At 74.0% G+C, this 24,614-nt stretch carries 24 protein-coding genes and 1 pseudogene; 17 read left to right on the plus strand and 8 right to left on the minus strand.

Going from position 1 to position 24,614, the window contains the following annotated elements; genetic code table 11:
• Nucleotides 1-133: 133 nt before the first annotated feature.
• The 4 genes and pseudogenes from STBA_RS04775 to STBA_RS39420 all read right to left on the minus strand — a co-directional run bounded on the left by STBA_RS04775 (nucleotide 134) and on the right by STBA_RS39420 (nucleotide 2,728).
• A complete protein-coding gene (locus tag STBA_RS04775; RefSeq protein WP_079252353.1) occupies nucleotides 134-1,075 on the minus strand; it encodes an SUMF1/EgtB/PvdO family nonheme iron enzyme in 942 nt (313 codons plus the stop codon).
• A 29-nt stretch (nucleotides 1,076-1,104) separates the two neighbouring features.
• Nucleotides 1,105-1,551: pseudogene (locus STBA_RS04780) on the minus strand (ABC transporter ATP-binding protein); the annotation flags it as partial.
• 98 nt (nucleotides 1,552-1,649) lie between these two features.
• Nucleotides 1,650-2,522 carry a glutathione S-transferase C-terminal domain-containing protein gene (locus tag STBA_RS04785; RefSeq protein ID WP_077058029.1) on the minus strand — a complete coding sequence of 291 codons (873 nt, stop codon included), beginning with the start codon at nucleotides 2,520-2,522 and terminating at the stop codon, nucleotides 1,650-1,652.
• Nucleotides 2,523-2,599: 77 nt separating this feature from the next.
• Complete coding sequence (locus STBA_RS39420; protein ID WP_366510735.1) at nucleotides 2,600-2,728, minus strand: putative leader peptide; 129 nt, start codon at nucleotides 2,726-2,728, stop codon at nucleotides 2,600-2,602.
• A gap of 228 nt (nucleotides 2,729-2,956) precedes the next feature.
• On the opposite strand from STBA_RS39420, the gene STBA_RS04790 reads away from it, so the two are divergent.
• The 8 genes from STBA_RS04790 (at nucleotide 2,957) to STBA_RS04825 (ending at nucleotide 13,888) form a co-directional block, all read left to right on the plus strand.
• On the plus strand, nucleotides 2,957-3,682 hold the full coding sequence (locus tag STBA_RS04790) for a GntR family transcriptional regulator (protein WP_077058030.1): 726 nt from the start codon (nucleotides 2,957-2,959) through the stop codon (nucleotides 3,680-3,682).
• A gap of 41 nt (nucleotides 3,683-3,723) precedes the next feature.
• On the plus strand, nucleotides 3,724-5,022 hold the full coding sequence (locus STBA_RS04795; RefSeq protein WP_077058031.1) for a cytosine permease: 1,299 nt from the start codon (nucleotides 3,724-3,726) through the stop codon (nucleotides 5,020-5,022).
• A gap of 66 nt (nucleotides 5,023-5,088) precedes the next feature.
• A complete protein-coding gene (locus tag STBA_RS04800; RefSeq protein WP_077058032.1) occupies nucleotides 5,089-5,775 on the plus strand; it encodes an isochorismatase family cysteine hydrolase in 687 nt (228 codons plus the stop codon).
• Nucleotides 5,772-7,490 (plus strand): allophanate hydrolase, encoded by a 1,719-nt coding sequence (atzF, locus tag STBA_RS04805; RefSeq protein ID WP_077058033.1) that lies wholly within the window; start codon nucleotides 5,772-5,774, stop codon nucleotides 7,488-7,490. The genes STBA_RS04800 and atzF overlap by 4 nt, the downstream gene beginning before the upstream one ends.
• The gene (locus tag STBA_RS04810) at nucleotides 7,487-8,839 is read left to right on the plus strand and encodes a nucleobase:cation symporter-2 family protein (RefSeq protein ID WP_077058034.1); all 1,353 of its coding nucleotides are present in this window, start codon (nucleotides 7,487-7,489) and stop codon (nucleotides 8,837-8,839) included. The genes atzF and STBA_RS04810 overlap by 4 nt, the downstream gene beginning before the upstream one ends.
• The gene (locus STBA_RS04815; protein ID WP_077058035.1) at nucleotides 8,836-9,906 is read left to right on the plus strand and encodes a ring-opening amidohydrolase; all 1,071 of its coding nucleotides are present in this window, start codon (nucleotides 8,836-8,838) and stop codon (nucleotides 9,904-9,906) included. The genes STBA_RS04810 and STBA_RS04815 overlap by 4 nt, the downstream gene beginning before the upstream one ends.
• Nucleotides 9,903-10,565 (plus strand): alpha/beta fold hydrolase, encoded by a 663-nt coding sequence (locus STBA_RS04820; protein WP_077058036.1) that lies wholly within the window; start codon nucleotides 9,903-9,905, stop codon nucleotides 10,563-10,565. Before STBA_RS04815 ends, STBA_RS04820 begins: the two co-directional genes overlap by 4 nt.
• 161 nt (nucleotides 10,566-10,726) lie before the next feature.
• A complete protein-coding gene (locus STBA_RS04825; protein ID WP_253194530.1) occupies nucleotides 10,727-13,888 on the plus strand; it encodes a glycosyl hydrolase 115 family protein in 3,162 nt (1,053 codons plus the stop codon).
• Nucleotides 13,889-13,938: 50 nt separating this feature from the next.
• On the opposite strand, the gene STBA_RS04830 is transcribed toward STBA_RS04825, so the two are convergent.
• Nucleotides 13,939-14,133, minus strand: a complete 195-nt coding sequence (locus tag STBA_RS04830) for a DUF397 domain-containing protein (protein ID WP_077058038.1) — start codon at nucleotides 14,131-14,133, stop codon at nucleotides 13,939-13,941.
• Between the two features lie 248 nt (nucleotides 14,134-14,381).
• On the opposite strand from STBA_RS04830, the gene STBA_RS04835 reads away from it, so the two are divergent.
• A complete protein-coding gene (locus tag STBA_RS04835; protein WP_077058039.1) occupies nucleotides 14,382-14,564 on the plus strand; it encodes a hypothetical protein in 183 nt (60 codons plus the stop codon).
• 58 nt (nucleotides 14,565-14,622) lie between these two features.
• On the opposite strand, the gene STBA_RS04840 is transcribed toward STBA_RS04835, so the two are convergent.
• Nucleotides 14,623-15,489 (minus strand): alpha/beta fold hydrolase, encoded by an 867-nt coding sequence (locus STBA_RS04840; protein WP_079251720.1) that lies wholly within the window; start codon nucleotides 15,487-15,489, stop codon nucleotides 14,623-14,625.
• A gap of 61 nt (nucleotides 15,490-15,550) precedes the next feature.
• Between STBA_RS04840 and fdhD the strand changes: the two genes are divergently transcribed.
• A complete protein-coding gene (gene fdhD / locus STBA_RS04845; protein ID WP_077058040.1) occupies nucleotides 15,551-16,435 on the plus strand; it encodes a formate dehydrogenase accessory sulfurtransferase FdhD in 885 nt (294 codons plus the stop codon).
• On the opposite strand, the gene STBA_RS04850 is transcribed toward fdhD, so the two are convergent.
• On the minus strand, nucleotides 16,357-17,364 hold the full coding sequence (locus STBA_RS04850; protein WP_077058041.1) for a bile acid:sodium symporter family protein: 1,008 nt from the start codon (nucleotides 17,362-17,364) through the stop codon (nucleotides 16,357-16,359). The two genes, fdhD and STBA_RS04850, sit on opposite strands and share 79 nt — an antisense overlap.
• 96 nt (nucleotides 17,365-17,460) lie before the next feature.
• On the opposite strand from STBA_RS04850, the gene STBA_RS04855 reads away from it, so the two are divergent.
• Both STBA_RS04855 and STBA_RS04860 read left to right on the plus strand, forming a co-directional pair.
• Entirely contained in the window at nucleotides 17,461-18,303 is an 843-nt protein-coding gene (locus STBA_RS04855; protein WP_077058042.1) for an aldo/keto reductase, read from the plus strand.
• 88 nt (nucleotides 18,304-18,391) lie between these two features.
• On the plus strand, nucleotides 18,392-19,984 hold the full coding sequence (locus tag STBA_RS04860) for a molybdopterin-dependent oxidoreductase (protein WP_077058043.1): 1,593 nt from the start codon (nucleotides 18,392-18,394) through the stop codon (nucleotides 19,982-19,984).
• Nucleotides 19,985-19,996: 12 nt separating this feature from the next.
• Here STBA_RS04860 and STBA_RS04865 read toward each other — a convergent pair whose 3' ends face one another.
• Nucleotides 19,997-20,302, minus strand: a complete 306-nt coding sequence (locus tag STBA_RS04865; protein WP_077058044.1) for a 4a-hydroxytetrahydrobiopterin dehydratase — start codon at nucleotides 20,300-20,302, stop codon at nucleotides 19,997-19,999.
• 153 nt (nucleotides 20,303-20,455) lie between these two features.
• Here STBA_RS04865 and STBA_RS04870 point away from each other — a divergent pair, with 153 nt between their 5' ends.
• The 5 genes from STBA_RS04870 to STBA_RS04890 all read left to right on the plus strand — a co-directional run bounded on the left by STBA_RS04870 (nucleotide 20,456) and on the right by STBA_RS04890 (nucleotide 24,604).
• Nucleotides 20,456-20,821: a 6-carboxytetrahydropterin synthase gene (locus tag STBA_RS04870; RefSeq protein WP_077058045.1), complete on the plus strand. Its 366-nt coding sequence runs from the start codon at nucleotides 20,456-20,458 to the stop codon at nucleotides 20,819-20,821.
• 109 nt (nucleotides 20,822-20,930) lie between these two features.
• A complete protein-coding gene (locus STBA_RS04875; protein ID WP_253194532.1) occupies nucleotides 20,931-21,578 on the plus strand; it encodes a 7-carboxy-7-deazaguanine synthase QueE in 648 nt (215 codons plus the stop codon).
• Entirely contained in the window at nucleotides 21,578-22,156 is a 579-nt protein-coding gene (folE, locus tag STBA_RS04880; RefSeq protein WP_077058047.1) for a GTP cyclohydrolase I FolE, read from the plus strand. Before STBA_RS04875 ends, folE begins: the two co-directional genes overlap by 1 nt.
• Before the next feature lie 25 nt (nucleotides 22,157-22,181).
• The gene (locus tag STBA_RS04885; protein ID WP_077058048.1) at nucleotides 22,182-23,351 is read left to right on the plus strand and encodes a glycosyltransferase family 4 protein; all 1,170 of its coding nucleotides are present in this window, start codon (nucleotides 22,182-22,184) and stop codon (nucleotides 23,349-23,351) included.
• Entirely contained in the window at nucleotides 23,348-24,604 is a 1,257-nt protein-coding gene (locus STBA_RS04890; protein ID WP_077058049.1) for a glycosyltransferase, read from the plus strand. The genes STBA_RS04885 and STBA_RS04890 overlap by 4 nt, the downstream gene beginning before the upstream one ends.
• The last annotated feature ends 10 nt before the right edge of the window (nucleotides 24,605-24,614 follow it).

Raw genomic sequence — 24,614 nt, forward strand, 5'->3', positions numbered from 1 at the left:
CCCACCGGTCGGCAGTCGGGGCCGCGCTGCGCCGCTTCGCGCTGCTTCCCGTCGAGGCCGCCGCCGGGCCCGTGCTGTCGGCCCGGTTGACCGCCGCGTGGCGCACCGAGCTGGCGGAGGACCTGCGCTCGGTTCACTCGAAGACGGCGGCCTCCTGGGCCCTGTCCTGGCCCAGGACACACGCAGGCTCCGCCGGGGGAACGTCCTGGGCCGCGTCCTGGACACAGCGGAAGCCGCCGTGACCGGTCGAGGAGTCGGGCGTGTTGTGCGAACGGGCGGCCACCCGGTAGCGGTTGCAGTAGGAGGCGTGGCACAGGTAGGAGCCGCCGCGAATGGCCTTCTGCCCGGGGGCGAACCAGTCGGCGCACCACTCCCAGACGTTCCCCGAGGTGTTGAACAGGCCGAAGCCGTTCGGCTCGTAGGCGTCGGCCGCCACGGTGCCCGGGCGTGGCCTGGCGGGGGTGCCGCGGAAACGCCGCGGGAAGTCGCCCTGCCAGATGTTGCACATCTCCCGGCCGCCCGGGGCCAGTTCGTCACCCCAGGGGTAGCGCAGGCCCTCGGCGCCGCCGCGGGCGGCGTACTCCCATTCGGCCTCGGTGGGCAGCCGCGCGCCCGCCCAGGCGCAGTAGGCGAGCGCGTCGTCGTGGGACATGTGCACCACGGGGTGGGAGGCGCGGTCGCCGAGATCGGAGCCGGGGCCTTCGGGGGCCCGCCAGTGGGCGCCCGCGACGCCGAGCCACCAGGGGGCCTGCGGCACCCGGCCCAGGACGTGCCGCCGCGCGCCGGGAGCGAGCAGCAGGTGGAAGACGAAGGAGCTGCCGAAGCGTTCGGCGTCGGTGACGTAGCCGGTGGCGTCGGCGAAGGCCGCGAACGCCGCGTTGGTGACGGCGGTGGTGTCGATGCGGAACGGCGCGACCCGCACCTGGCGCACCGGGCCCTCGGCGTCGGCGTGGTAGCCCTCGGCGAAGTGGTCGCCCATGAGGAACGTGCCGCCGCGCAGGGTGACCTGTTCGCGCGCCGGACGGCCGTCCGGCCCGGGGCCGGGCGTGCGCCGCGCGGACGCCGCTGCGGCCACGCCCTCGCGGGCGGGGCCGCAGCAGGCGCTCACGAGGCCACCGCCGTGTCCGCGGGCGGCGTGAGGACGGGCGCGGCGGCCAGCAGGGGGCGGGTGTAGGCGCGGGCCGGCCGGTCGCGGACGTCGTCGGCGGGCCCGGTCTCCACGATCCGGCCGCGGTGCATCTCGGCGATGCGATGGCTGACCTGGCGCACGACGGCGAGGTCGTGGGCGATGAACACCATGGCCGGGCCGAGGCGTTCCTGGAAGCCGGTCGGCAGGTTGACCACCTGGGCCTGGACGGAGACGTCCAGGGCGGAGACCGGCTCGTCGCAGATCAGCACGGCGGGCCCGGGCGCCAGGGCGCGGGCGATGCCGATGCGTTGGCGCTGCCCGCCGGAGAAGTCCCGCGGGTGGCGGTCGGCGGCCGAGGGGGCGAGGCCGACCTGCGCCAGGAGCGCGGCGACCCGTTCCGCCCGGTCGCCGATGCCGCGGGCGGCCGGGCAGCGCCGCGCCTGTCCCGAGGCGCGCTTCCTTCCGTGGGTGGGGCTGCCGTTCGGGCACGGGCGGGGGCCGGGCGCGCGTCGGCTCGCCGTCATCGGCCGTGCGGCCGGGCCGGGGTGAACAGCTCCGGGGTGCTCCAGTCGATGATCTGCACGGCCGCGCCCGCCGCCTCAAGGCCGCGGCAGTGGGCGTGGTGGCGCCGTTCGATGTCGCCGGGGCGCAGCAGATCGGCGAACGCGGGCTCGCCGAGCAGCCGCCTGGCGTAGGCCCAGACGGCGGGGTGCGCGGCGATACGGTGCACGGCCGCGGCGTCGAGGTGCCAGCGGTGCACGGTGTCCAGGTGCACCAGGGTCACCCACAGGTGCAGGTCGGCGGCCGTGAGGGAGTCACCGAGCAGGAACGGGCCGCCGCCCGCCAGCCGTTCCTCGATCTCGCCCAGGGCGGTGAGCAGCGTGGCCAGGGCCCGTTCCCCGCCGGGCTCCGGCCCGGCGGCCTGCCCCGCCTGCCCCGCCCGCCCCGCCCGCTGGGCGGCCTCGGCGATGTCCCGGTCGCACAGCAGGCCCAGGCGCCGGATCTCCCGCGCCGCGCCGGGCGGGCGCAGGTCGGGCCGGCCGTCCGTACGGAAGTGGACGGCGAGGTCGTGGGCGATGTCGGTCGCGTGGTTGCTGACCACGCGGCCGGTCCAGCTGTCGGCGAGCACCGGCGCGGTGGCCGGGCCCGGGTAGCGGTGTGCGGTCCGCTCGTACACGGTGCGCAGCTCGGCGTAGCCGCCGTCGTTCCCCGGCACGGCGGGGAGCAGGGTGAGCGGGACGCGGTCCGCGAGCCGCAGCAGGCGGTGGGTGAGGGCGACGCGCAGCGAGCCGGGACAGGCGAGGGAGAGGTACAGGCGGTAGCGGAGCGGGGCGGGGTAGAAGCCGTGGTCCGCGTCGGGGCCGATGCGGGCGCGGAAAAGGGGCAGGGGCATGGCTCTCCCTCTCGGGGCAGGGGCGCGTACGGACAAGGAGGGGAGGGAGGTGAGGGCGGGGGTGGCCCGCGACCGCCTCAGCGGAGGCGACTTGCGGCGCTGGAGACGCGCAGCAGATCGATGTGGCGACGGGAGGTCAGGTACGGAAGGGACGCACGGCCCGGCGGCAGAGAGCCGCTGTCCGGTGCCGCGTCAGCCATGTACATTCCGTCCGCTCGGTCAGAGATGACCCGCCGCAGGGGCTTCCCGTCGGATTGTCCGGGTACGCCGCATCGACGTCAAGGGGCGCGCGCCTGCCCGGCGAACAACTCCGCGCCCTGCTCGGCCACTTCCTCAAGTCCTCACGCTTCCCGTAACACAGTGGTCGCACCCGTAACATCCGCGCCACGTTCGATCAAAGAAGCGGAAATCGCCGCTGCCTACGGTCCCTGGCCATGGATGCACCGCTGTATACACCGCCGTCCACACCACCGCCCGCCTCGGCGGTCCGCCGCAACCGGCGCGAGGCGACGTACGCCGAGCTGCGCCGGTTGCTGCTGATGGGCGAGTTCGGCGCCCGCACCCGGCTGGTGGAGGTGCAGCTCGGGAGACGCCTCGGCGTCTCCCGCACCCCGGTGCGCGAGGCGCTGGTCCGGCTGGTGGCCGACGGCCTGGTGGAGCGGCACGCCGACGGCTACTACGCGGCCCGGCCCGACCTCGCCGAGCTGCGCGACCTGTACGAGCTGCGGATCACGCTCGAACTGCGCGGTATCGCACGGGCGCTGGAGTCCGCCGCGGTGCGCCACGACGCGGCCCTGCTGGAGCCGCTGCGCGACCACTGGCGGGCCCTGCGCGAGGACATGCCGGAGCCCGATCCCGGGTTCGTCCTCCAGGACGAGGACTTCCACCACACGCTGCTGCGTTCCTCGGGCAACCCGCGGCTGACCGAGACGCTGGAGTCCGTCACCATCCGCATCCGCCCGGTCCGCATGTACGACTACCTCACCGCGGACCGGATCGAACGGACCGTCGTCGAGCATCTGGAGATCGTCGAGCACGTGCTCGCCGACCGCCTGCCCGAGGCGCTGGGCGCACTGCGGCGGCACGTCGGCGAATCGCTCGACGTGGTGGCGGAACGCGCCGCCCGCGCGATCTCGCAGATGGCCCTGCACGGCGGCTGACCCACGCCCCTCCCCCGCTCCACTCGTCCCCAGGAGTCTCAATGACGCACGCCCCGGCCCACCCGGCCGATACCGCCGCCGTACCCGCGGGCGCGGCCGAGGAGTTCGAGGACCGGCCCGTCCCGCCCACGCACCGCAGGCCGCTGCGGTCGGTGTCCTCGGTGTGGTTCGGCTTCCCGATGGTGCTGACCAACGCCATCGTCGGCGGCGTCATCGTCCACAGCCTCGGGTTCGCCGTCGGTTTCGCGGCCATCCTGGCCGGGAGCCTGGTCCTGGGCGGCTACGTCGGCGCCCTCAGCTACCTGGCCGGCCGCAGCGGCGACACGTTCGCCAGGATCGCCGCGGTCACCTTCGGCACCCGCGGCGCCGCCCTGGCGGCCGCCTTCCTGTCCACCGTCGTGATCGGCTGGTTCGCCTTCCAGGTGGGCCTGACCGGCGCCACCCTGAACGCGGCACTCGGCTGGCACACCGAGGCGACCGTGCTGGTGGCCGGCGTGCTGTACGCCGCGGTCGCCCGCGCCGGCATCGGGGCCCTCGCGGTGATCGGCTGGATCGCCGCCCCGCTGTACCTGGTCCTGGGCGCCGTCGCCATCGCCCTCGCCCTGCGCGACGCGAGCGTGGGCGACGTCCTGTCCTACGAGGGCGCGGCGCCGTCCGGCGGCGCGCTGGCGTTCGGCGCCGCCGTCACCCTCGTCGTGGCCACGTTCATCGACTCGGGCACGATGACGGCCGACTTCACCCGCTGGTCGCGCAACGGCAGGGAGGCGGTGCTCGCCGCGCTGTCCGCCTTCCCCGTGGCCAACCTGCTGGCCCTGCTGGTCGGTGCCGTGATCGTCGGCGCGGGCGCCGCCGCGCGGCCGGGCAGCGACGGCGGCGACTTCCTGCCGCTGCTGACCGGCCACGGCGCGGCCCTGACCGCCGCCGCCGTGGTGTTCGTCTTCGTCAACCTCGGCTCGGTCTCGGCGCACTGCCTCTACAACGCGGCCGTCGGCTGGGGCCAACTGACCGGCGCCACGCTGCGCCGCCTGGTGCCCGTCATCGGGCTGCTCGGCCTGGCCGTCGCGCTCGCCGGGGTCTGGGAGCACTTCGAGACCTGGCTGGTGCTGCTCGGGGTGTTCGTGCCGCCGATCGGCGCCGTCATCCTCACCGACCAGCTGCTGCGCGCCCGGCGCGCCGCCGCCCGCCCCGCGGCCCCGCCGCTGCGCCCGGCCGCACTCGCCGCCTGGGCGGTCGGCGCCGCGCTGGCCACCCTCGTGCACTACCAGGGCCCCCAGTACTGCGAGGCCGTGGTCGGCATGGCCGCCGCCGCGCTCGCCCACCTCGCCCTCTCCCGCCGCTGATGCCGCCTCCCGCCCCGTTCCCGCTCCCGTTCCCGTTCCCGTTCCCGGAAAGGAACCGCCCGCGCCATGGCCTCCGTTGACGCCACCCCTTACACCTGGCCCTACGACGGCACACTCAGCCCGCCGAGGACCGCGCTGCTGTGCATCGACTGGCAGACCGACTTCTGCGGCCCCGGCGGCTACGTCGACACCATGGGCTACGACATCTCCCTCACCCGCTCCGGCCTGGCACCCACCGCGCGCGTCCTCGCCGCGGCGCGGCGCGCGGGCATGACCGTCGTCCACACCCGGGAGGGGCACCGCCCCGACCTGTCCGACCTGCCCGCCAACAAGCGGTGGCGCTCGGAGCGCATGGGCGCGGAGATCGGCACCGCGGGCCCGTGCGGGCGCATCCTCGTGCGCGGCGAACCCGGCTGGGAGATCGTGCCGGAAGTGGCCCCGCTGGACGGCGAACTGGTCGTCGACAAGCCCGGCAAGGGCTCGTTCTACGCCACCGACCTCGACCTGGTGCTGCGCACCCGCGGCATCACCCACCTGGTGCTGACCGGCATCACCACGGACGTCTGCGTGCACACGACGATGCGCGAGGCGAACGACCGCGGCTTCGAGTGCCTGCTGCTGTCGGACTGCACCGGCGCCACCGAGCACACCAACTACGAGGCCGCGCTGAAGATGATCACCATGCAGGGCGGCATCTTCGGCGCCGTCGCGGACAGCGGCGCGCTGCTCGCCGCCCTCGGGGAGGCCGCGTGACCGCCGCGGGAACGGCCACGGCACGCGTGCGGCGGGCCCTGGCGCTGCTCGACCGGGGGGAACGGCCCGAGGCGTGGATCGCCGTGCGGCCCGCGGACGACCTGCTCGCCGAGGCCGCCGCCGTCGACGCCGCCGTGGCAGCGGGCACGGAACTGCCGCTCGCCGGGCAGGTGTTCGCCGTCAAGGACAACATCGACACGGCCGGGCTGCCCACCACGGCGGGCTGCCCCGGCTTCGCCTACCGCCCCGAGGCCCCGGCGCCCGCCGTGGCCCGGCTGACCGCGGCCGGGGCGATCGTGGCCGGCAAGACGAACCTCGACCAGTTCGCCACCGGCCTCGTCGGCACCCGCAGCCCCTACGGGGCGGTCCGCGCCGTGCACGATCCGGCGCGGGTCAGCGGCGGTTCCAGCTCCGGCTCGGCGGTGGCCGTCGCGCTCGGCATCGTCGACTTCGCCCTCGGCACCGACACGGCCGGATCGGGGCGGGTGCCCGCCGCGTTCCAGGGCATCGTCGGACTCAAGCCGACCCTCGGCCTGGTGTCCACGCACGGTGTGGTGCCCGCCGCCCGCCCCTTCGACTGCGTCTCCGTCCTGGCCCCGACGCTGGCCGCGGCCGAGACGGTGGCGGCGGTGCTGGCCGGCGGCGGCGCGCGCGACTGGCCGGCCGACGCGCCGCTGGCCGCCCCGCCGGCGCCGCGCGTCGCGGTGCCCGCGGAGGCGCAGCTCGACGCGCTCGGCCCGGACTGGCGCAAGGCGTTCGCCGACGCGGTGGAACGGCTGCGCGCTGCCGGCGCGCGGGTGGAGACGGTGGACGTGCAGCCGTTCCTCGACGCGGCCCGGCTGCTGTACGAGGGCGGGTTCGCGGCCGAACGGTACGCCGCCTTCGGCGCGTTCGTCGCCGCGGGCGGCCCCGGGCTCGACGGCAGCGTGCGCGCGGTCGTCGAGGCGGCCGGCCGGCTGCCCGCCCACGCCTACGCCGCCGACCTGGCGCGGCTGGCCGCGCTGCGCGCCCAGGCCATGGAGCGCATCGCGGGCTGCGCCGCCCTGCTGCTGCCGACCGCGCCGGAGCACCCGACCCTCGCCGAGGTGGCCGCCGATCCGCACGGCGTCAACCGCCGCCTCGGCACGTACACCAACTTCGTGAACCTCCTGGACCTGTCCGCCGTGGCGGTCCCCGCCGGAACCGTGAACGGCGGTCCTTTCGGCGTCACGGTGATCGCACGCGCCTTCGCCGACCGGGTCGCGGCCGACATCGCGGCGCTGCTCGTCCCGGCGGAGGACCGCGAGACGACCGGCTGGGGCCCGCCCGGCCTGCCGCTCGCCGTCTTCGGCGCGCACCTGCGCGGCCTGCCGCTGAACCACCAGCTCACCGACGCGGGCGCCCGCCTGCTCGGCGAGGTGCGCACCGCGCCGCGCTACCGGATGGCCGCGCTGCCGGGCAGCCCGCCCCGCCCCGGCCTGCTGCGGGTGGCCGATGGGGAGCCGGGCCACGGCATCGAGGGCGAGCTGTGGGCCCTGCCGCCCGCGGCGCTCGGCCGGCTGCTCGCGGCGCTGCCCGCGCCGATGGCGCTGGGCCGGGTGCTGCTCGCGGACGGCCGCGAGGTCACCGGCTTCCTGTGCGAGGCGCACGCCGTGCACGGCGCCCCCGACATCTCCGGGCACGGGAGCTGGCGCAGCTGCCCGGAGCAGACCAGGAAAGCAGGTGGCGGCGCATGACGACGGAGAGCACGAGCCCAGGGAACGCGGGGGCCACCGCGGCCGGAACGGTGCCGCACCCGGTCGACGCACGGCTGCCGCTCAGCCGGCTCGGCGCGCTGGGTGCCCAGCACGTCGCCGTGATGTACACCGGCTGCGTCGCCGTGCCGCTGGTGTTCGGCGCGGCGGCCGGTCTCGACACGCGGACCATCGGGCTGCTGGTCGCCGCGGACCTGCTGGTGGCCGGGCTGGTGACGATCGTGCAGAGCCTGGGTCTCGGGCGGCTGTTCGGCGTCCGGCTGCCGGTCGTGGCGGGCGCGTCGTTCACCGCCGTCACGCCGATGATCACGATTCAGGGCGAGTACGGTCTTGCCGCGGTCTACGGGGCGATGCTGGCCGCCGGTGTCTTCGGCATGCTCATCGCCTGGCCGTTCGCCCGGCTGGTGCGGTATTTCCCGCCCGTCGTGCGCGGCACCGCGGTCACGATCATCGGGCTGTCCCTGGTCGGCAAGGCCGTCGACCTGATCACCGGCGACGACCCCGAGGCGCCGGACTACGCCTCGGGGGAACGGCTCGGCCTGGCGGTCGGCGTGGTGGTCCTCATCGTCGTGCTGACGCGCTTCGCCCGCGGCTTCCTCGCGCAGACGGTGGTGCTGATCGGGCTGCTGGCCGGCACCGGCGCGGCTGCCTGGCTCGGGATGACGGACTTCTCGGCGGTCTCGGGCGCCGACTGGTTCGGCTTCCCCGACCCGTTCCACTTCGGCGCGCCCGAATTCCCGCTCGCCGCCGTGGTGTCGATGTGCGTGGTGATGCTGGTGATCTTCGCCGAGTCGACCGCGTACCTGCTGTCGGTCGGCGAGATCACCGGCCGGCCGGTCGGCCGCGCGGAGCTCGCCCGCGGACTCGCCGCGGACGGCTTGTCGGGCACGGTCGCGGGCGCGATGACGTCGTTCCCCGACACTGTGTTCGCGCAGAACGTCAGCCTCGTGCGGATGACGGGCGTGCGCAGCCGCTACACCGTCACGGCCGCGGGCGTGCTGCTCGTGCTGCTCGGCCTGATGCCCAAGCTGGGCGAGACCGTGGCATCGCTGCCGGGTCCGGTGATCGGCGCGGTCAGCCTGGTGATGTTCGCGATGGTCGCCCTCACCGGCATCAGGACGCTGAGCGAGGTCAGGTACGACGGCACGCACAACGGGATGATCGTCGCGCTGGCGCTGGCCGTGGGCATGGTGCCGGTCGTGGCGCCCACGATCTACGCGGACTTCCCCTCCTGGTTCCGCATCGTCGCCGGCGGGTCCATCTCCAGCGCCGTCATCGTGGCGTTCTTCCTCAACCTCTTCTTCAACCACCTGACCAGGGAGCGCGCATGAGCCACCCCACCGTCGACCTGATCCGCGCCGCCACCGGCGACCCGGGCGACCTGTCGCCCCTCGCCGCGCTCGCCGAGGCGGGGCGGGCCGTCTCCGACGTGCTTGCCGTGGTCGGCAAGACGGAGGGCAACGGCTGCGTCAACGACTTCAGCCGTACCCTGGCCGCGTCCCGCTGGGAGCCGCTGCTGCCCGCCGGAACGGTCACCGTGTTCTCCGGCGGCACCGAGGGCGTGCTCAGCCCGCACGTCAACCTGGTGGTCACCGACGCCGGGGCGCACCCCGGCCACGACCGCGGCCTGGTCGCCGCGGTCGGCCGCACCCGCGACCTGGCCCCGGCCGAGGTCGGCCGCGAACCGCAGGTGCGGGCCGTGCGGGAGACGGTGAGCCGGCTGGTCGGGGAGCTGGACCTGGCACCCGACGACGTTCACCTCGCGCTGGTGAAGTGCCCGCTGCTGACCTCGGAACGCCTTGCCGCCTGCCGCGCGGACGGCGCGGAGCCGGTGACCGAGGACACCTACGCCTCGATGGGCGCCTCGCGGGCGGCGGCCTCGCTCGGCATCGCCGTGGCCCTCGGCGAGTGCACCGAGGAGGCGGCGCTCGCCGCGCTGCGCGGCGAGGACGCGGCCGCCGTGTGGTCCTCCCGCGCCTCGGCGAGCGCGGGCGCGGAGCTGACGGGCTGCCACGTGCTGGTGCTCGGCACCAGCCGGTCGGCGGCCGGGCCGCTGCGCGCGGTGCACGGCACGATGCGCGACGCCATCGACCTGGAGAGCCTGTCGGGCCTCTTCGCGCAGGTCGACGCGGAGGGCGGGGAAGTCGTCCAGGTCTTCGCCAAGGCCGAGGCCGACCCCTCGGGCCTGGTGCGCGGCGCCCGGCACACCATGCTCACCGACTCCGACGTGCCGGCGACCCGGCATGCTCGGGCGGCCGTCGGCGGCCTGCTCGCGGGCCTGGCCGGGACCACGGCGCTGTACGTGTCGGGCGGCGCGGAGCACCAGGGGCCGCCGGGCGGCGGCAGCGTCACCGTCGTCTACCGCGTGCCGGCCGACCGCGCGCCGGCCGCCTCGTGAACGGCCCGCGGCTGGTGCTGATCCACGGCGCCGCGGCCACCCCCGCGATCCACCGCGCGCTGCTGCCGCACCTCGCCGGTCTTGACGCGGTCTCGGTGGCGCGGCCCTGCTCCGGCGACCTGGAGACGGAGCTGTCCGCGCTCGCCGGGGTGTGCGCCGGGGCGGTGGTGGCGGGGGTGAGCGGCGGGGCGACGCTCGGACTCGCGCTCGCCGCACGCGGGGTGCCGCTGCGGGCCGCCGTGCTGCACGAGCCGGCGGCGGGGTCGCTGGCGCCGGGGCTGCTGGCGCACGTCGCCGAGGGGCTGCGCACGGGCGGTGTGCCCGGGTTCGGCCGCGCGCTGTACGGACCGGCCTGGAGCCCTGCCGAGGCCCCGGACGAACCGGGCGTCGTGGAGCGGGAGTTCGCCATGTTCCGCGGCTTCGAGCCGGCCCCGCCCGCGTTCGGCTGCGGACCGGTGCTGCTGACGGTCGGCGAGCACTCGCCGGCCGCCCGGCACGCCTCGGTCGCCGCACTCGCCGCGCACTGCGGGCTGCCGTACACGACCGTGCCGGGCGGCCGGCACGCGGTGCATCTGGAACGGCCCGCGGAATTCGCCGCGCTGATCCGTCGCCGGGCCGCTGCTGCCGCCGCTGCTGCTGCTGCTGAAAACTTTTCATAGGGCGGAAGCACACCAGGCCCGCCCAGGTCACCGAACCACTGCCGCCCCCGCGCGGATCACGCCGGTGACGGAGTATTGACCCACGCCAGGCCCGTCATTACTTTCTTCCGGAACCATCCCGAAAATTATCGGCCATCCCTTCCTCCGGGCGGAGAATGACCTTGACGAGCCGTCGTTCCTTCCTCAGTCTGCTCCCCCTGACCGTCGCCGCCACCGCGGTGCCCACCGCCGCCCATGCCACACCCGCCGTCACCGCCGCACCGGCCACAGGTGGCCGGGGGGCACGCGGCACCTTCGTGTCCACGTCCTGGCGGCCCGGCAGCCTCGCGCTCGTCGCGAACGGCAAAGCCGCGCCCGTCCTGGTGAGTTCGCAGGACCACCCCGGCGTGCTCCGCGTCGCCGACGACCTCGCGGCCGACATTGCACGCGTCACCGGCGTCGCGCCCGACCTCATGCGCGACGAGGTCACCGGCCGCCACGACGAGGTCGTCATCGTCGGCACCATCGGCCGGAGTCCCCTCGTCGACGGCCTGATCGAGGCCGGCAAGCTCGACGTCGACGGCATAGCCGGCCGCTGGGAGACCACCAGGCAGCAGGTCGTCGCCCACCCGCTGCCCGGCGTGCGCCGCGCGTTCGTCATCGCGGGCAGCGACCAGCGCGGCACCATCTTCGGCGCGTACGAGGCGTCCCGTCAGATGGGTGTCTCCCCCTGGTACTGGTGGGACGACGTGCCCGCCCCCACCCACACGGAGCTCTACGCCCTGCCGGGCCGCCACACCCAGGGCACCCCGGCCGTGAAGTACCGCGGCTTCTTCATCAACGACGAGAACCCGGCACTCGGCACCTGGGCCCCCGCGTTCTTCGGCCCGGGGCACGCGCCCGGCTTCCCCAACGGCTTCAACAGCGCCTTCTTCGCAAAGGTCTTCGAGGTCATGCTGCGCCTGAAGGCCAACTACCTGTGGCCCGCCGTCTGGGGCCGCGCCTTCGCCGAGGACGACCCGGAGAACCACGCGACCGCCACCGCGTACGGCATCGTGATGGGCACCTCGCACGAGGCCCCGATGATGCGCGGCATCGAGGAGTGGAACCGGCACGCCGTCCCGGCCGTGCGCGACGAGGACGGGAACGTCGTCACCCCGGGCACCGACCCCTACGGCGGCACCGGCGAGTGGAGCTTCCGCCGCAACGGCGAGGCGATCAAGCAGTACTGGGCCGACGGCGTCCGCCGCATGGTCGAGCAGGACTTCGAGGGCGTGGTCACCCTCGGCATGCGCGGCAACGGCGACGTCAGCCTGCCCGACGGCGACGGCATCGATCTGATGCAGTCCATCCTGGAGAGCCAGCGCGCCATCCTCGCCGAGGTCACCGGCACGGACGACCTCACCGCCATCCCGCAGGTACAGACCCTCTACAAGGAGGTGCAGCGCTACTGGGACCAGGGTTTGCGGCCCCCGGACGACGTCACCGTCATCTTCTGCGACGACAACTGGGGAAACATGCGCAAGGTCCCCGAGCGGCGCCTCGCCGAACGCGCCGGCGGCTACGGCCTGTACTACCACTTCGACTACGTCGGCGGCGGGCGCAACTACAAGTGGGTCGACACCGTCAACCTGGCCTCCACCTGGGAGCAGCTGCACCTGTCCTACCGCTCGGGCATCGACCGCCTGTGGGTCGTCAACGTGGGCGACCTGAAGGCCGAGGAGATGCCGCTCCAGTTCTTCCTCGACTACGCCTGGGACCCCGAACGCTGGACCATCGACCGGCTCGCCGAGTGGGAACGGCAGTACGCGGAGCAGAGCTTCGGCCCGCGGCACGCCGAGGCCATCGCCGAGGTGCTGCACACCTACGGCGTGCTCCAGGCCCGCCGCAAGCCGGAACTGCTCAACCGCCGCATCACCCTCGACCCGGCCAAGGACCCGGCCACCGACTCCTCCGCCGTGGTGTACGACGACCGGGCCACGCCGTTCAGCATCGAGCACTACCGCGAACTCGACCGCGTCACCGAGGCGTGGGAGCGCCTCGACGCCGAGGCGCAGCGCATCGGGGACGAGCTGGACGCGGCCCACCAGGACGCCTACTACCAGCTGGTGCAGTACCAGGTGGAGGCCACCGCCAACCTTTACGCGCTGCGGCACGCGGAGTTCACCTCGCTGCACTACGCCGCGCAGGGCCGCGCCGCGGCCAACCAGCTGGCCGACGCCACCGACGCCAGGTTCGCCGACGACCAGGCGATGTCGGACTACTACAACAACACGCTGGCCGACGGGAAGTGGGCCGGCTTCCAGACGCAGCCCAAGATCGGCTACGGCGACGTCGAACGGTACGGGCCCGACGCGCCGTGGCAGCAGCCGCAGACGCCGGACCACGTGGCGCTGCCCGACGAGGTGTTCCCCCCGGTGCGCCGCGTCGAGCTGCCCGAGGGCCCGGAGATGGGAGTCGCGATCGACGGCTCCGCCCTGTGGTGGCCCGCGGCGGACACCCCCGCGCGGCTGCCGTCGTTCAGCCCGTTCCAGAGCCAGCCCGCGCAGTACATCGAGGTGTTCAACCGCGGGGCGGCACCGTTCGCGTACCGCATCGAACCGGCGGAGCCCTGGGTGACCGTCACCGAGAGCTCCGGCACCGTCGAAACGCAGGTGCGCGCCGAGGTCGCCGTGGACTTCGCCGCCGCCCCGCACGGCACCACCACGGTGCCGATCACGGTGACGGGACCGGACGGCGTACGCGTCGAGGTGCTCGCCGTGGTCGAGAACCCCGACGTGCCGCGGCGGCGCCTGGCCGGCTTCATCGAGGCGAACGGCTACGTGTCGATCGAGGCCGCGCACCACTCCCGGGCGGTGAACACCTCGGGCGTGCGCTGGCAGCGCATCCCGGACATCGGCCGCACGGGCGACGGCATGACACCGTTCCCCGTCACCGCGTCCCGCCGGACCCCGGGGGGCCGGGGGCCGCGCCTGGAGTACGAACTGACGCTGTTCACCACCGGCGAGGTGCGGGTGTACGCCTACCTCTCGCCGCGGAACAACGTGCTGCCCACCGACGGGCTCTCCTACGCCGTGTCGTTCGACGAGGCCGAGCCGCAGACCGTGAACGTCACCGAGGTGACCGGCGCGGACGACACCGCGATGAACAAGCAGTGGGAACGCAACACGTCCGACAACGTCAACCTGACGGTCACCACCCACACGGTCGCAGAACCTGGCCGCCACGTGCTGAAGTTCTGGATGGTCGACCCGACGGTCGTGCTCCAGAAAATCGTGGTGGACACCGGCGGCCTCAACCCCAGCTACCTCGGCCCCCCGGAAAGCACCCGCGCACGCGACTGACCCCGGCCCGGCCCCTGGCCCGCCACGGCGGGCCAGGGGCCTCATGGCTCTTACCGCTTCACGCGCTCCACGAACACCGACCAGGCACCGGCGGGCACCGCCACGACCGGGCCGGGATTCTTGCTGTCGCGGACGGGCACGACGCCGGGGAAGCCGTCCGCGACCTCGACGCACTCGCCCCCGTTGTTACCGCTGTAGCTGCTCCCGCGCCACACTCCGTGCGGCATTGGGTCCGCGCTGGTCATGAATACCGCTCGTTCGAACCAGATCGGTGCACTTGACCTTCCCGAGATTGCCCGGAACTGGTCGAAGACCCGGTGGGAGCGCTACCTCGGCGTGAAAAAGAGGCTGCTCTGGTCCGAGGAGACGCGTTGCTGTACACGGACGTCAACGAACACAACACGCCCCACTCGGGGCGCCGCGTTCATCGACCCGGGCTGCCTCGTCGTGCAGCTCGTTGCGGCCGGGCACACAGCCCCGAGGGCGCCGAGGCGTGGACCGCCCGCTGCCGCGGCCTGGCGGGACGCGGGCCCCGAAGGCCGTCGACGCCTTCGCCGCCGCCTACGTGCGGATGTACTGGACGTTCGCCTTCCGCCGGCCCGAGGAGCGGTGGCTCAAGGCCATGGCGGAAGCGGCCGAGTCGTGGGCCAACCACCGGGGGCTCGTGGTGGTCTGAACGGTCCGCGGTCGAGCCCCGGCCACTCGCGCGGGAGGGTAAGCGGTCGGTGTGCGGGTCAGCTCAGGTGTCGGCGGAAGAAGGCGGCCGCTTCGCCGGCCACCCGGGCGCGGACGGGCTCGCCGGCCGGTTCGGCCTCGAAGAAGTCCTCGTGGCGCACATCGGAGCCGACGGATCGGCCGACTGCGGTGGGGATGTGCGCCAGATACGGGCGGGTGTCGTCGTCGAACGGAGTGATCGTGTCCGCCCCGCCCCACCGGATTTCCACCGGGACCCGGACGGCTTTCAGGCTCTGCGGTGTCAGGAGAGAGCCCACGGCAGGGGCCACCTGGAAGACGGCCCTTATCCGGGAGTCGGACACGTCCGCTCCCGCACCGCCGATAGCGGCCCGCAGCTCGTCCGCCGGTACCTTCTCACCCAGCGCCCCGAGCAGATCGGGGAACTCCGGCAGCGCGGGCAAGGACGCCTGCCCCGCCAGCACTGCCGCCATGACCTGCGGCGCGACCCGCGCCCCGGCCAGCGCCGCGACGGTGTAGCCGCCGAGGGAGAAGCCCGCCGCCCCCACCGGCCCCAAGGGCCGCTCACCAGCCAGCACGTCGAGGACGAACGAGACGTCCCTGGCCCGCTCCCATACGAAGGCGAAGCCCTCCGGCTCGTAGCCGTCGACGAAATTGTTGCCGTGGTGGTCCAGGGCGACCACCCGCAGACCGGCTTCCGCCAGCGGGCGGGCCAGCCAGCCCATGGCGCTTCCGGAGCCGCCCGTGCCGTGGGAGACGACGACCAGCGGAGCGGGTGCGGCCGGCGGACGCTGTGGTTCCCACAGATACAGCCGAACGGGACGCGGACGGGCCGGATCACGGAATTCGTGGCGGGATGCGTCGTGCAGGAGACGTGTCCGCGGCTGTGTCCGCGGTGAGGGTGCCATGGCCGCATCCTACGAAGAAGGCCGCCGCCGTATAAGCGCCGGATATGGGCATGATGGCGTTATGGGACGGATGACCGAGCGCCGCCGCGTGGTGCGGATCAGGGACGGCGTGCTCAGCGAGCGGGCCGACACGCTGGTCGGCGAGGAGCCGCTGGAGATCCGCGTCGCCGGCCGGCAGGTCGCGGTCACGATGCGGACGCCGGGAGACGACTTCGCACTGGCCGCGGGCTTCCTGGTCAGCGAGGGCGTGTTCGCGTGCGCGCAGGAGCTGGCCCGCATCGCCTACTGCGCGGGCGCGACCGAGGACGGCACCAACACATACAACGTGGTCGACGTGCGGCCCGCCGAGGGCATCGAGCTGTCAGGTCTCGCACTCGACCGCCTGGCACGCAATGTCTACACCACCTCCTCCTGCGGGCTGTGCGGAAAGGCCAGCCTGGACGCCGTGCGCACCACGGCCCGCTGGCCGCTGCCGCTGACCGGCGGCCCGCGTCTGACACCGGAGGTGCTGAGCGCCCTGCCGGAGCGGCTGCGCGCCGCGCAGCGCGTGTTCCGCAGCACCGGCGGACTGCACGCGGCAGGGCTGTTCACGGCGGACGGCGGCCTGATCGACGTGCGGGAGGACGTGGGGCGGCACAACGCGGTGGACAAGGTCGTCGGCCGCGCCCTGACCCGCGGCGCGCTGCCGCTCACCGACACGGTGCTGATGGTGTCGGGGCGCGCGTCGTTCGAGCTGGTGCAGAAGGCGGTGATGGCGGGCATCCCCGTGCTGGCCGCGGTGTCGGCGCCCTCCTCGCTCGCGGTGGACCTCGCGGCGGAGTCCGGGGTGACGCTCGTCGGCTTCCTGCGCGGCACCTCGATGAACGTCTACGCCGGGGCGGAACGGCTGGCGCTGTCCGTCTCCTCCGGGCCCTCCGGGTCATCCGACCAGCGTTTGGCCAGGTAGGCGCAGACGATCAGCTGCATCTGGTGAAACATCATCAGGGGCAGCACCGCGAGCGCGGCCTGCCCCTGGAATATCACGCTCGCCATGGGCAGCCCCGCGGCCAGCGACTTCTGCGAGCCCGCCAGCACCACGACGATCCGGTCCTCGCGCGGCAGGCGCAGGCGCCGCGCCACCCACGCGGTCAGCAGCAGCAGCGCCGCGAGCAGCAGGACCTCGACGCCGAACAGCGCCAGCAGCCGCCGCCAGCTCGCCTCCTGCCACACACCGGCGTTCATGCCCTGGCTGAACGCCGCGTAGACCACCACCAGGATCGAGCCGCGGTCCACCAGCGACAGGACGCGGCGGTGCCGCCGGACGAAGCCGCCGATCCACCGGCGCAGCAGCTGGCCAAGGAGGAACGGCAGCAGCAGCTGCCCGCAGATCGCCAGCAGCGAGTCCGCGGAGAATCCGCCGCTGCTGCCGATCAGCACGGCGGCGAGCAGCGGCGTCAGGAGCACGCCGAGCACGCTGGAGAACGAACCGGCGGCGATGGCCGCGGGCACGTTCCCGCGGGCGAGTGAGGTCATCGCGATCGAGGACTGCACGGTGGAGGGCACCAGGCACAGGAACAGCAGCCCGTCGTACAGCTCGTCGGTGATCAGCCACGGCACGAGGCCGCGGGCGGCCAGGCCGAGCAGCGGAAAGACCGCGAACGTGGCGGCGAGCACCGCCAGGTGCAGCCGCCACCGGCGCAGCCCGTCCAGCGCCTCGCGCGTGGACAGCCGGGCGCCGTAGAGGAAGAACAGCAGGCCGATGAAGCCCGTGGCCGCGCCGTCCACGGCCCCCGCCGCCGGGCCCGAGGCCGGCAGCAGGGCGGCGAGCCCCACCGTGCCGAGCAGCAGCACGATGTAGGGGTCGAGGAAACGGGTCAGTCTGCGCACGACGGACATTGTCTCCCGGCTCCCCGTGCGTGCGGGGCGGGGGCCGATCATGGACGATGGGAAGCGGAAGATGTCGGATCGAATCGACCAAGGACTGATGTGCCCGTGAGCAGCGTCCCCCATGTGACCCTCAACAACGGCGTGAAGATGCCGCAGCTCGGCTTCGGCGTCTGGCAGGTGCCGGACGCCGACGCCGAGGTCGCGGTCGGCCAGGCCCTCGACGCCGGGTACCGCAGTATCGACACCGCCGCCGCGTACCAGAACGAGGAGGGCACGGGCCGCGCGCTCGCCGCCTCGGGGCTGCCCCGCGAGGAGTTGTTCGTCACCACCAAGCTGTGGAACAGCGCCAAGGAGACCTGGACCAGGGACGCGGTGCTGCGCGAGTTCGACGCCTCGCTCGCCCGGCTCGGCCTGGACTACCTGGACCTGTACCTCGTCCACTGGCCGCGGCCGATGCGCGACGACTACCTGACGATCCTGCGCACGTTCGACGAGATTCACCGCACCGGCCGGGCGCGCGCCATCGGCGTCTCCAACTTCAAGCCGCCGCACCTGCGCCGCGTCGTCGAGGAGACCGGGGTGGTGCCTTCCGTCAACCAGATCGAGCTGCACCCCTACCTTCAGCAGGCCGAGACCGCGACGCTCGACGCCGAGCTGGGCACCGTCACCGAGGCGTGGTCGCCGCTCGGCTCGGGCAAGGGTCTGCTCGACGACCCGGCGCTGACGGCGATCGCGGACAAGCACGGCCGCACTCCCGCCCAGGTGGTGCTGCGCTGGCACCTCACGACCGGCCACGTCGCCATTCCCAAGTCCGTGACACCCTCGCGGATCAGGGAGAATCTCGACGTGTTCGGCTTCGATCTCGACGCCGATGACATGGCGGCTGTCGACGCCCTGGACGCCGGGGTCAGGACCGGCCCCGATCCCGACACCTTCGACTGGAACTGACCCGGGCGGCTCCCGGGCGCCCCGACGTCAGCGTTTCGTTCTTTTTCCGCGCTTCCCACAGCCCCGTCCGCGGGCGTCGAATGGGAGCGTGACCAACGCAAGGACGCACCGCACGCTCGCCGCGCTCGCCGCGCTCGGCGGAATCCTGGCGGCGGTGGCCGGACTCGCCGCGGGCGAGCTGGCCGCCGCCGCGGTGCGGCCGGAGGCCGCGCCGGTCGCCGCCGTCGGGGAGGCCGCCATCGCCCTGGCCCCCGTGCCGGTCACCACCTGGGCGATCGACACCTTCGGCACGAACGACAAGCCGGTGCTCGAAGCCGGCATCGTCGTGGTGCTCGTGCTGTTCGCCGCGGGCCTCGGCCTGCTGGCGCGGTGGCACCGCGCCGCGGGGCCGGCCGGCGCGGCGGCGTTCGGCGCCGTGGGCGCCCTGGCCGCGGTGACGGGCCCTGGCGCCCGGCCGTCCGACGCCTGGCCCTCGGTCGTCGCCGCCGTGGCCGCGGCCGGGGTGCTCGCCCTGCTGGCCGGGCGGCTGCGGGCGGCGCCCGCGCCGCGGAACGACGGCGCGGCTGCCGCGGAGCCGGCGGCGCCCGCCGACCGGCGCCGCTTCCTGACGGCCGCCGCCGCGACCGCCGCCGCCTCGGCGGGCGCCGGGCTGCTCGGCCGCACGCTGCACTCCGCCGATTCGGCCGCCGCCGCTGCCTCCCGGAGCGCGCTGGCCCTGCCCGCGGCCGACGCAGCCGCGCCGCCCGTACCGCCCGGCGCGCGGCTGAACGTTCCCGGCCTGGCCCCGTTCATCACCCCGAACGACCGCTTCTACCGCATCGACACCGCGCTGCGCGTCCCGCGCGTGGACGCGGAGCGGTGGCGGCTGCGGATTCACGGGGCGGGCGTGCCGCGCCCGGTGACGTGGACGCTGGCCGACCTGTTCGCGCGGGAGATCGTCGAACGCGACATCACCCTCGCCTGCGTGTCCAACCCGGTGGGCGGCACCTTCGTCGGCAACGCCCGCTGGCTGGGCGTCCGGCTCGACGGGGTGCTGCGCGACGCGGGCGTCCGGCCGCCGTCCCGGGGCGGCCCGGCCGACCAGTTGGTGGCGCACTCCGTGGACGGGATGACGCTCGGCAGTCCGCTGGAGACGGTGATGGACGGCAGGGACGCGCTGCTCGCCTTCGGCATGAACGGCGAACCGCTGCCGTTCGCACACGGTTTCCCGGTGCGGATGGTGGTGCCGGGCCTCTACGGCTACGTGTCGGCCTGCAAGTGGCTGACGGAGCTGGAGCTGACCACGTTCGACGCGTTCCCCGCGTACTGGACGGACCGCGGCTGGGCCGAACGGGGGCCGGTGAAGACGCAGTCCCGCATCGACACCCCGCGCGGCTCGGCGCCGCCGCGCGCTGGCCTGGTGCCGGTGGCGGGCGTGGCCTGGGCGCAGCACACCGGCATCGACCGCGTGGAGGTCCGGGTGGACGAGGGGCCGTGGCAGGAGGCGGAGCTGGCCGAGGAGGACACGGCCGACACCTGGCGCCAGTGGCGCTTCGACTGGCGGGCCGAGCCGGGCGAGTACCGCCTCCAGGTCAGGGCCACGGACCGCGGCGGGCGGACGCAGCCGGCCGAGGAGTCGGGGACCGCGCCCGACGGCGCGACGGGCCGGCACACCGTGACCGTCCGGGTGGTCGACGCGTGAGGGCGCGCGGGATCAGCTGGCACCGTGTGCCGGGGCGAGATCCTCGATGCGGCGGGCGAGCCGCACGTCCAGCTCGGTGACCTTGCCGCCCACGCTGTGGGTGTGCACCGCGACGCCGAGCCGGTTGTAGGTGAGCGCCAGATCGGCGTGGTGGTCCAGCTCCTCCTGCACGGTCGCGATGTGCACGAGCAGCGCGACGGCGGGCAGGTGGCCGGCCAGGCCGTAGCTGCGCACCAGCCGGTCGTCCTCCAGGGTCCAGCCGGGCAGCCCGGCGAGCGCCTGCTCGATCTCCTGCCCGGTCAACGGCCGCGGTGCCATGGCGTGCTCCCTCCGTACGGCGAGGTACACCAGCCTAGGTCCCGCGCGCCGCCGCGGCACGTGGACCTTCGGACGCCGGCTCCGCGTATCTCGGTCCGTACCGTGATGTGCCGCCCCGCCGCCTTGGACACCATGGGTGCCGGAGGTGCTGGCATGACCTTTCGGATCACCAAGGAGTTTCACTTCTCGGCCAGTCACCGGCTCGACGGGCTGCCCGAGGGGCACCCGTGCGGCCGGCTGCACGGCCACAACTACGTGGTGGAGCTGGAGCTCGCCGCGGCGGCGGACGGGCTGGACGAGGTCGGCTTCGTGCGGGACTACGGCGAGCTGAAGGACTTCAGCCGGTGGCTGGACCACGAGGTGGACCACCGCCACCTCAACGACCTGCTGGCCGACCGCAATCCGTCGGCCGAGAACCTCTCGCGCTGGCTGTACGAACGCTGGCTGCCGCGCTATCCCGAGCTGAGCTCCGTCCGGGTCTCCGAGACGGCGAAGACGTGGGCGGAGTACCGCCCGTGACGGCCGCACCCACGGCAGGCCGCGAAGGGGGTGGTGCCGCAATGGGTCCGAAGCTCATCGTCAACGAGATCTTCGGCCCGACCTGACCGTGCAGGGAGAAGGCCCTTCGATGGGCCGGCGCTGCGCGTTCCTCCGGCTGGGCGGCTGCAACCTGGCCTGCCGCTGGTGCGACACCCCCTACACGTGGGACTGGACCGGCATCGGCGACTCCGGGGTGGCGTACGACCCGCGCACGGAGCTGCGTGCGATGGCCTGGGAGGAGGTCCTGCGGCGCCTGCGCGCGTACGCGGTGCCGATGATCGTGATCTCCGGCGGGGAGCCGCTCAGCCAGCAGAAGCGGCTGGTGCCGCTGCTGCGCGCGCTCGCCGGGAGCGGGCACCGCATCGAGATCGAGACCAACGGAACCGTCACGCCGCGGCCGGAGCTGGTTGAGCTGGTGCGGTTCAACGTCTCGCCCAAGCTGGCCCATTCGGGCGACCCGGAGTCGCGACGGCTCAAACCGGAAGCGCTCGCCGCGCTCGCCGCGGCGCCCGGCACCGCGTTCAAGTTCGTCTGCCGGACCCCCGGGGATCTGGACGAGGTGGCCGCCGTCGTCGAACGCTTCGGCACCACCCCGGTGTGGATCATGCCCGAGGGACGGAACCGCGAGGAGCTGGACCGCAATCTCGGCACGCTGGGCGACGAGGTGATCGCCCGCGGCTGGAACCTGACGACCCGACTGCACATCGCGGTATGGGGCAACCGGAGGGGCATCTGATGACCACGAGTGCCTACGAGAACCGGCCGGAAACCCACGACCCGCTGGAGGACGTGGCACGTCGGCTTCTCGTCGAGATCGGCGAGGACCCGGACCGGGACGGGCTGAAGGAGACCCCGGCGCGGTTCGCCCGCTGGTGGCGGGAGTTCAGTGGGTACGACGCGGGCGAGGCGGACACCCGTTTCCCGTTACGCACCAGCGGACAGATCGTGATGGTCTCCGACATTCACGTCTGGTCGCTGTGCGAGCACCACCTGCTGCCGTTCTCCTGCGTCCTGACCATCGCCTACAAGCCGCACGGCGACGTGCTCGGCCTGTCGAAGTTCGCGCGCATCGCCCACCGCCACGCGCACCGGCTCCAGGTGCAGGAGCGCCTGATCCAGGACGTCGCCGAGGACGTCTCCGCCGCGACCGGCTCCCCGGACGTCGCGGTGATCGGGCAGGGCGAGCACCTGTGCATGAGCATGCGGGGCATCCGCACCCCGGCCCTGATGACGACCTCGGTGTTCACCGGGATCTTCGAGGAGTACGGGCCGGCCCGCGACGAGCTGGTCGCCACCGCCTTCCCCCGCCGATGAGGCCCGGCCGAGAAAGGAGCATGCCGTGAACATCGCTCTCGTCCTGCTGACCTACAACCCCGACGAGCCCGCCGGCGTGGAACGTGCCGTCGCCTCGCTCGCCGACGGCCTGCGCGAGCTGGGTCACCGCGCGGTGATCATCGCCGCGGGTCCGGCCGGCGAGGACGACGACGAGAACCTGCTGCGGCTGCCCACGCTGAACCTGCCGCGGCCGGTCCAGTTCGACGAGGAGCAGCGGCTGCTGACCGAGCACGAGCCGCTCCGGCGGGAGATCCTGACCCTGCTCGATCAGCACCGGATCGACGTGGTCTGCTGGAGCGACGCCGTGGTGGGCCTGGGCTTCCTGAGCCCGGCACCGGCCGAGGTGCGGACGGCGCTGATGGTCCACTTCCTGCGCGTCGACGAGCCCATGCGGGAGAGCCTGGCCCACGGCCCCGACGCCGTACTCGCCGTCAGTCCGTTCATGATCGAGGAGGCAGCCAGGGCCGGGCTCGACTCCAGCGGCTGGCACGCGTTGCCCAACGCCCTGCTGGGCGTCGGCGAGCCGCCGCCGCCCGAGGAACGCGAACGGCTCCGGCGCACAGGACCGGTGCGGGTCGTGGCTCGTGCCGATCCGTCCAAGGGCGTCGCCGAACTGCTGCGGGCCCACCCGGACGGATGGGGGCGCCCCGTGCAGGTCGTGCTGGCGGCGGCCGGGTTCGAGCTGTGGCCGGGCATGCAGGACGACGTGTTCGAGGAATGCCGGGCCCTCGCCGGGAACCGGCCGGACATCGAGATCCTGCCCCCGCTCGCCTGGGACGAGGTGCAGCCGTTCCTCGCGGGCGCCGCCGTCACCCTGGTCCCGTCGACCAGCCCGGAGACGTTCGGCAATGTCCCCGCCGAGTCCCTGTCGGTGGGCACGCCCGTCGTCGGCTACGGCTTCGGGCACCTGCCCGCGCTCGCCGGCCCGGCCGGGCGGCTGGTCGGCCTGGACGTGGTGAGCGGCTTCGGCCACTTGCCCGCGCTCACCGGCCGGGCGCTCGACATGGTCGACTTCGCGGAGGGGCCCAAGCGGCTGTGGGAGGCCACCGCGGACCTGCTCGCGGACCGTGAGGCGTATCACGCCGCGGCGCGGCAGGCGCCCCACCAGGTCGCCGAGCACACGCCGGCCGCCGTGGCGGCGGCCTTCCTGCGCGCCACGCTGGGCACGGCGTGAACGGTGGGCCGCGGATCTGCGTCGTGATCCCCACCTACGAGCGTGCCGCGCTGCTGCGCGGCACGCTCGACGCGCTGGCCGGGCAGCGGCTGCCGACGGCCGAGTTCGAGGTCGTGGTCTCGGACGACGGCTCCCACGACGACACCCGGGAGGTGGTGGCGGGCTTCGCCGACCGGCTTTCGATCCGGTACCGCTTCCAGGAGGACCTGGGGTTCCGGGCCGCCGCCGCCCGCAACGCGGGCGCGCGGCTGGCGTCCGCGCCGGTCCTGGCCTTCGTCGATGCGGGCATCCTGCCGGGCCCGGACTTCCTCGCCGCCCACCTCGCCGCCCACCTCGCCGTGCCGGAGGGGGCTGCCCAGGACCCGCCGCGGGCGGTGATCGGTTACACCTTCGGGTACCGGCCCGGTAGCCCGACCCCGGGGCTCGGCGACGCCGTCCGGGTCATGACCCCGGAGGAGCTGGTCGGCCACTACGGCGACGCGCCGGACTTCCGGGACGCCCGGCATCTGGCGTTCGCCCGCTTCGGGTTCGACCTGGGGCGCAGTGCCGTGCCGTGGCAGTGGTTCTGGTCGATGAACTGCTCGGTGCGCGCCGACGACTTCCTGGCACTCGGCGGCTTCGACGAGAGCTTCCGCAGCTGGGGCGGTGAGGACCTGGAGCTGGGGTTCCGGCTGTTCCGGCACGGGGTGCGCCCGGTGGTCAGCAGGGACGCCTGGGCCGTGGACGTGCCGCATCCGAGGGCCGCCTCGGCGGACCTGGCGAGCAACCACGCCAACTTCCTGGCCTTCCTGCACAAGCACCCGGAGCCGGTGGTCGAGCTGCTGTGGGCGTGGTTCGCGCGCGAGCGGCCCGGCTTCGAGGTCCGGCACGACTGGAACACCGAGGACGAGTACCTGCTCCTGCTCGACGCGGCCGCCGCGGCCGGGTCTGTCGACGTCACGCGGGAGTTGGCCCCACTGCGGGACGTCGCCCCCGGCACGCGGATCGCCGTCCTCGGCTGCGGGGCGTCGATTCCCCCCTGGCTGCCGCGGGCGGAGCTGTTCGACTTCGACCGGCATGCGGTGAACGCCGCCGCGCGGTCCGGGCGTTCGGTCCGCCACGCGATCGGCCTGCGCACGACGCTGCCGGACGACTCGTTCGACATCGTCCTCGTCACCTCGCGGCTGAAGGACCTGTGGAGCCGCTGGCGGCCGCAGTTGCTCGCGGAGGCCCGCCGGATCGGCGGGGACCTCCGCGGGCCACTGTCCGGATGACGTCGGGGGT

Origin of the sequence: Streptomyces sp. MP131-18, assembly GCF_001984575.1 — a bacterium.
Lineage (GTDB): Bacteria > Actinomycetota > Actinomycetes > Streptomycetales > Streptomycetaceae > Streptomyces > Streptomyces johnsoniae.

Excerpts from the sequence above, each read along its gene's own strand:
- STBA_RS04785 (WP_077058029.1), bottom strand. The coding sequence starts at position 2,522 with ATGCCCCTGCCCCTTTTCCGCGCCCGCATCGGCCCCGACGCGGACCAC.
- STBA_RS39420 (WP_366510735.1), bottom strand. The coding sequence starts at position 2,728 with ATGTACATGGCTGACGCGGCACCGGACAGCGGCTCTCTGCCGCCGGGC.
- STBA_RS04790 (WP_077058030.1), top strand. The coding sequence starts at position 2,957 with ATGGATGCACCGCTGTATACACCGCCGTCCACACCACCGCCCGCCTCG.
- STBA_RS04795 (WP_077058031.1), top strand. The coding sequence starts at position 3,724 with ATGACGCACGCCCCGGCCCACCCGGCCGATACCGCCGCCGTACCCGCG.
- STBA_RS04800 (WP_077058032.1), top strand. The coding sequence starts at position 5,089 with ATGGCCTCCGTTGACGCCACCCCTTACACCTGGCCCTACGACGGCACA.
- STBA_RS04810 (WP_077058034.1), top strand. The coding sequence starts at position 7,487 with ATGACGACGGAGAGCACGAGCCCAGGGAACGCGGGGGCCACCGCGGCC.
- STBA_RS04815 (WP_077058035.1), top strand. The coding sequence starts at position 8,836 with ATGAGCCACCCCACCGTCGACCTGATCCGCGCCGCCACCGGCGACCCG.
- STBA_RS04830 (WP_077058038.1), bottom strand. The coding sequence starts at position 14,133 with ATGACCAGCGCGGACCCAATGCCGCACGGAGTGTGGCGCGGGAGCAGC.
- STBA_RS04840 (WP_079251720.1), bottom strand. The coding sequence starts at position 15,489 with ATGGCACCCTCACCGCGGACACAGCCGCGGACACGTCTCCTGCACGAC.
- fdhD (WP_077058040.1), top strand. The coding sequence starts at position 15,551 with ATGGGACGGATGACCGAGCGCCGCCGCGTGGTGCGGATCAGGGACGGC.
- STBA_RS04850 (WP_077058041.1), bottom strand. The coding sequence starts at position 17,364 with ATGTCCGTCGTGCGCAGACTGACCCGTTTCCTCGACCCCTACATCGTG.
- STBA_RS04865 (WP_077058044.1), bottom strand. The coding sequence starts at position 20,302 with ATGGCACCGCGGCCGTTGACCGGGCAGGAGATCGAGCAGGCGCTCGCC.
- STBA_RS04870 (WP_077058045.1), top strand. The coding sequence starts at position 20,456 with ATGACCTTTCGGATCACCAAGGAGTTTCACTTCTCGGCCAGTCACCGG.
- STBA_RS04875 (WP_253194532.1), top strand. The coding sequence starts at position 20,931 with ATGGGCCGGCGCTGCGCGTTCCTCCGGCTGGGCGGCTGCAACCTGGCC.
- folE (WP_077058047.1), top strand. The coding sequence starts at position 21,578 with ATGACCACGAGTGCCTACGAGAACCGGCCGGAAACCCACGACCCGCTG.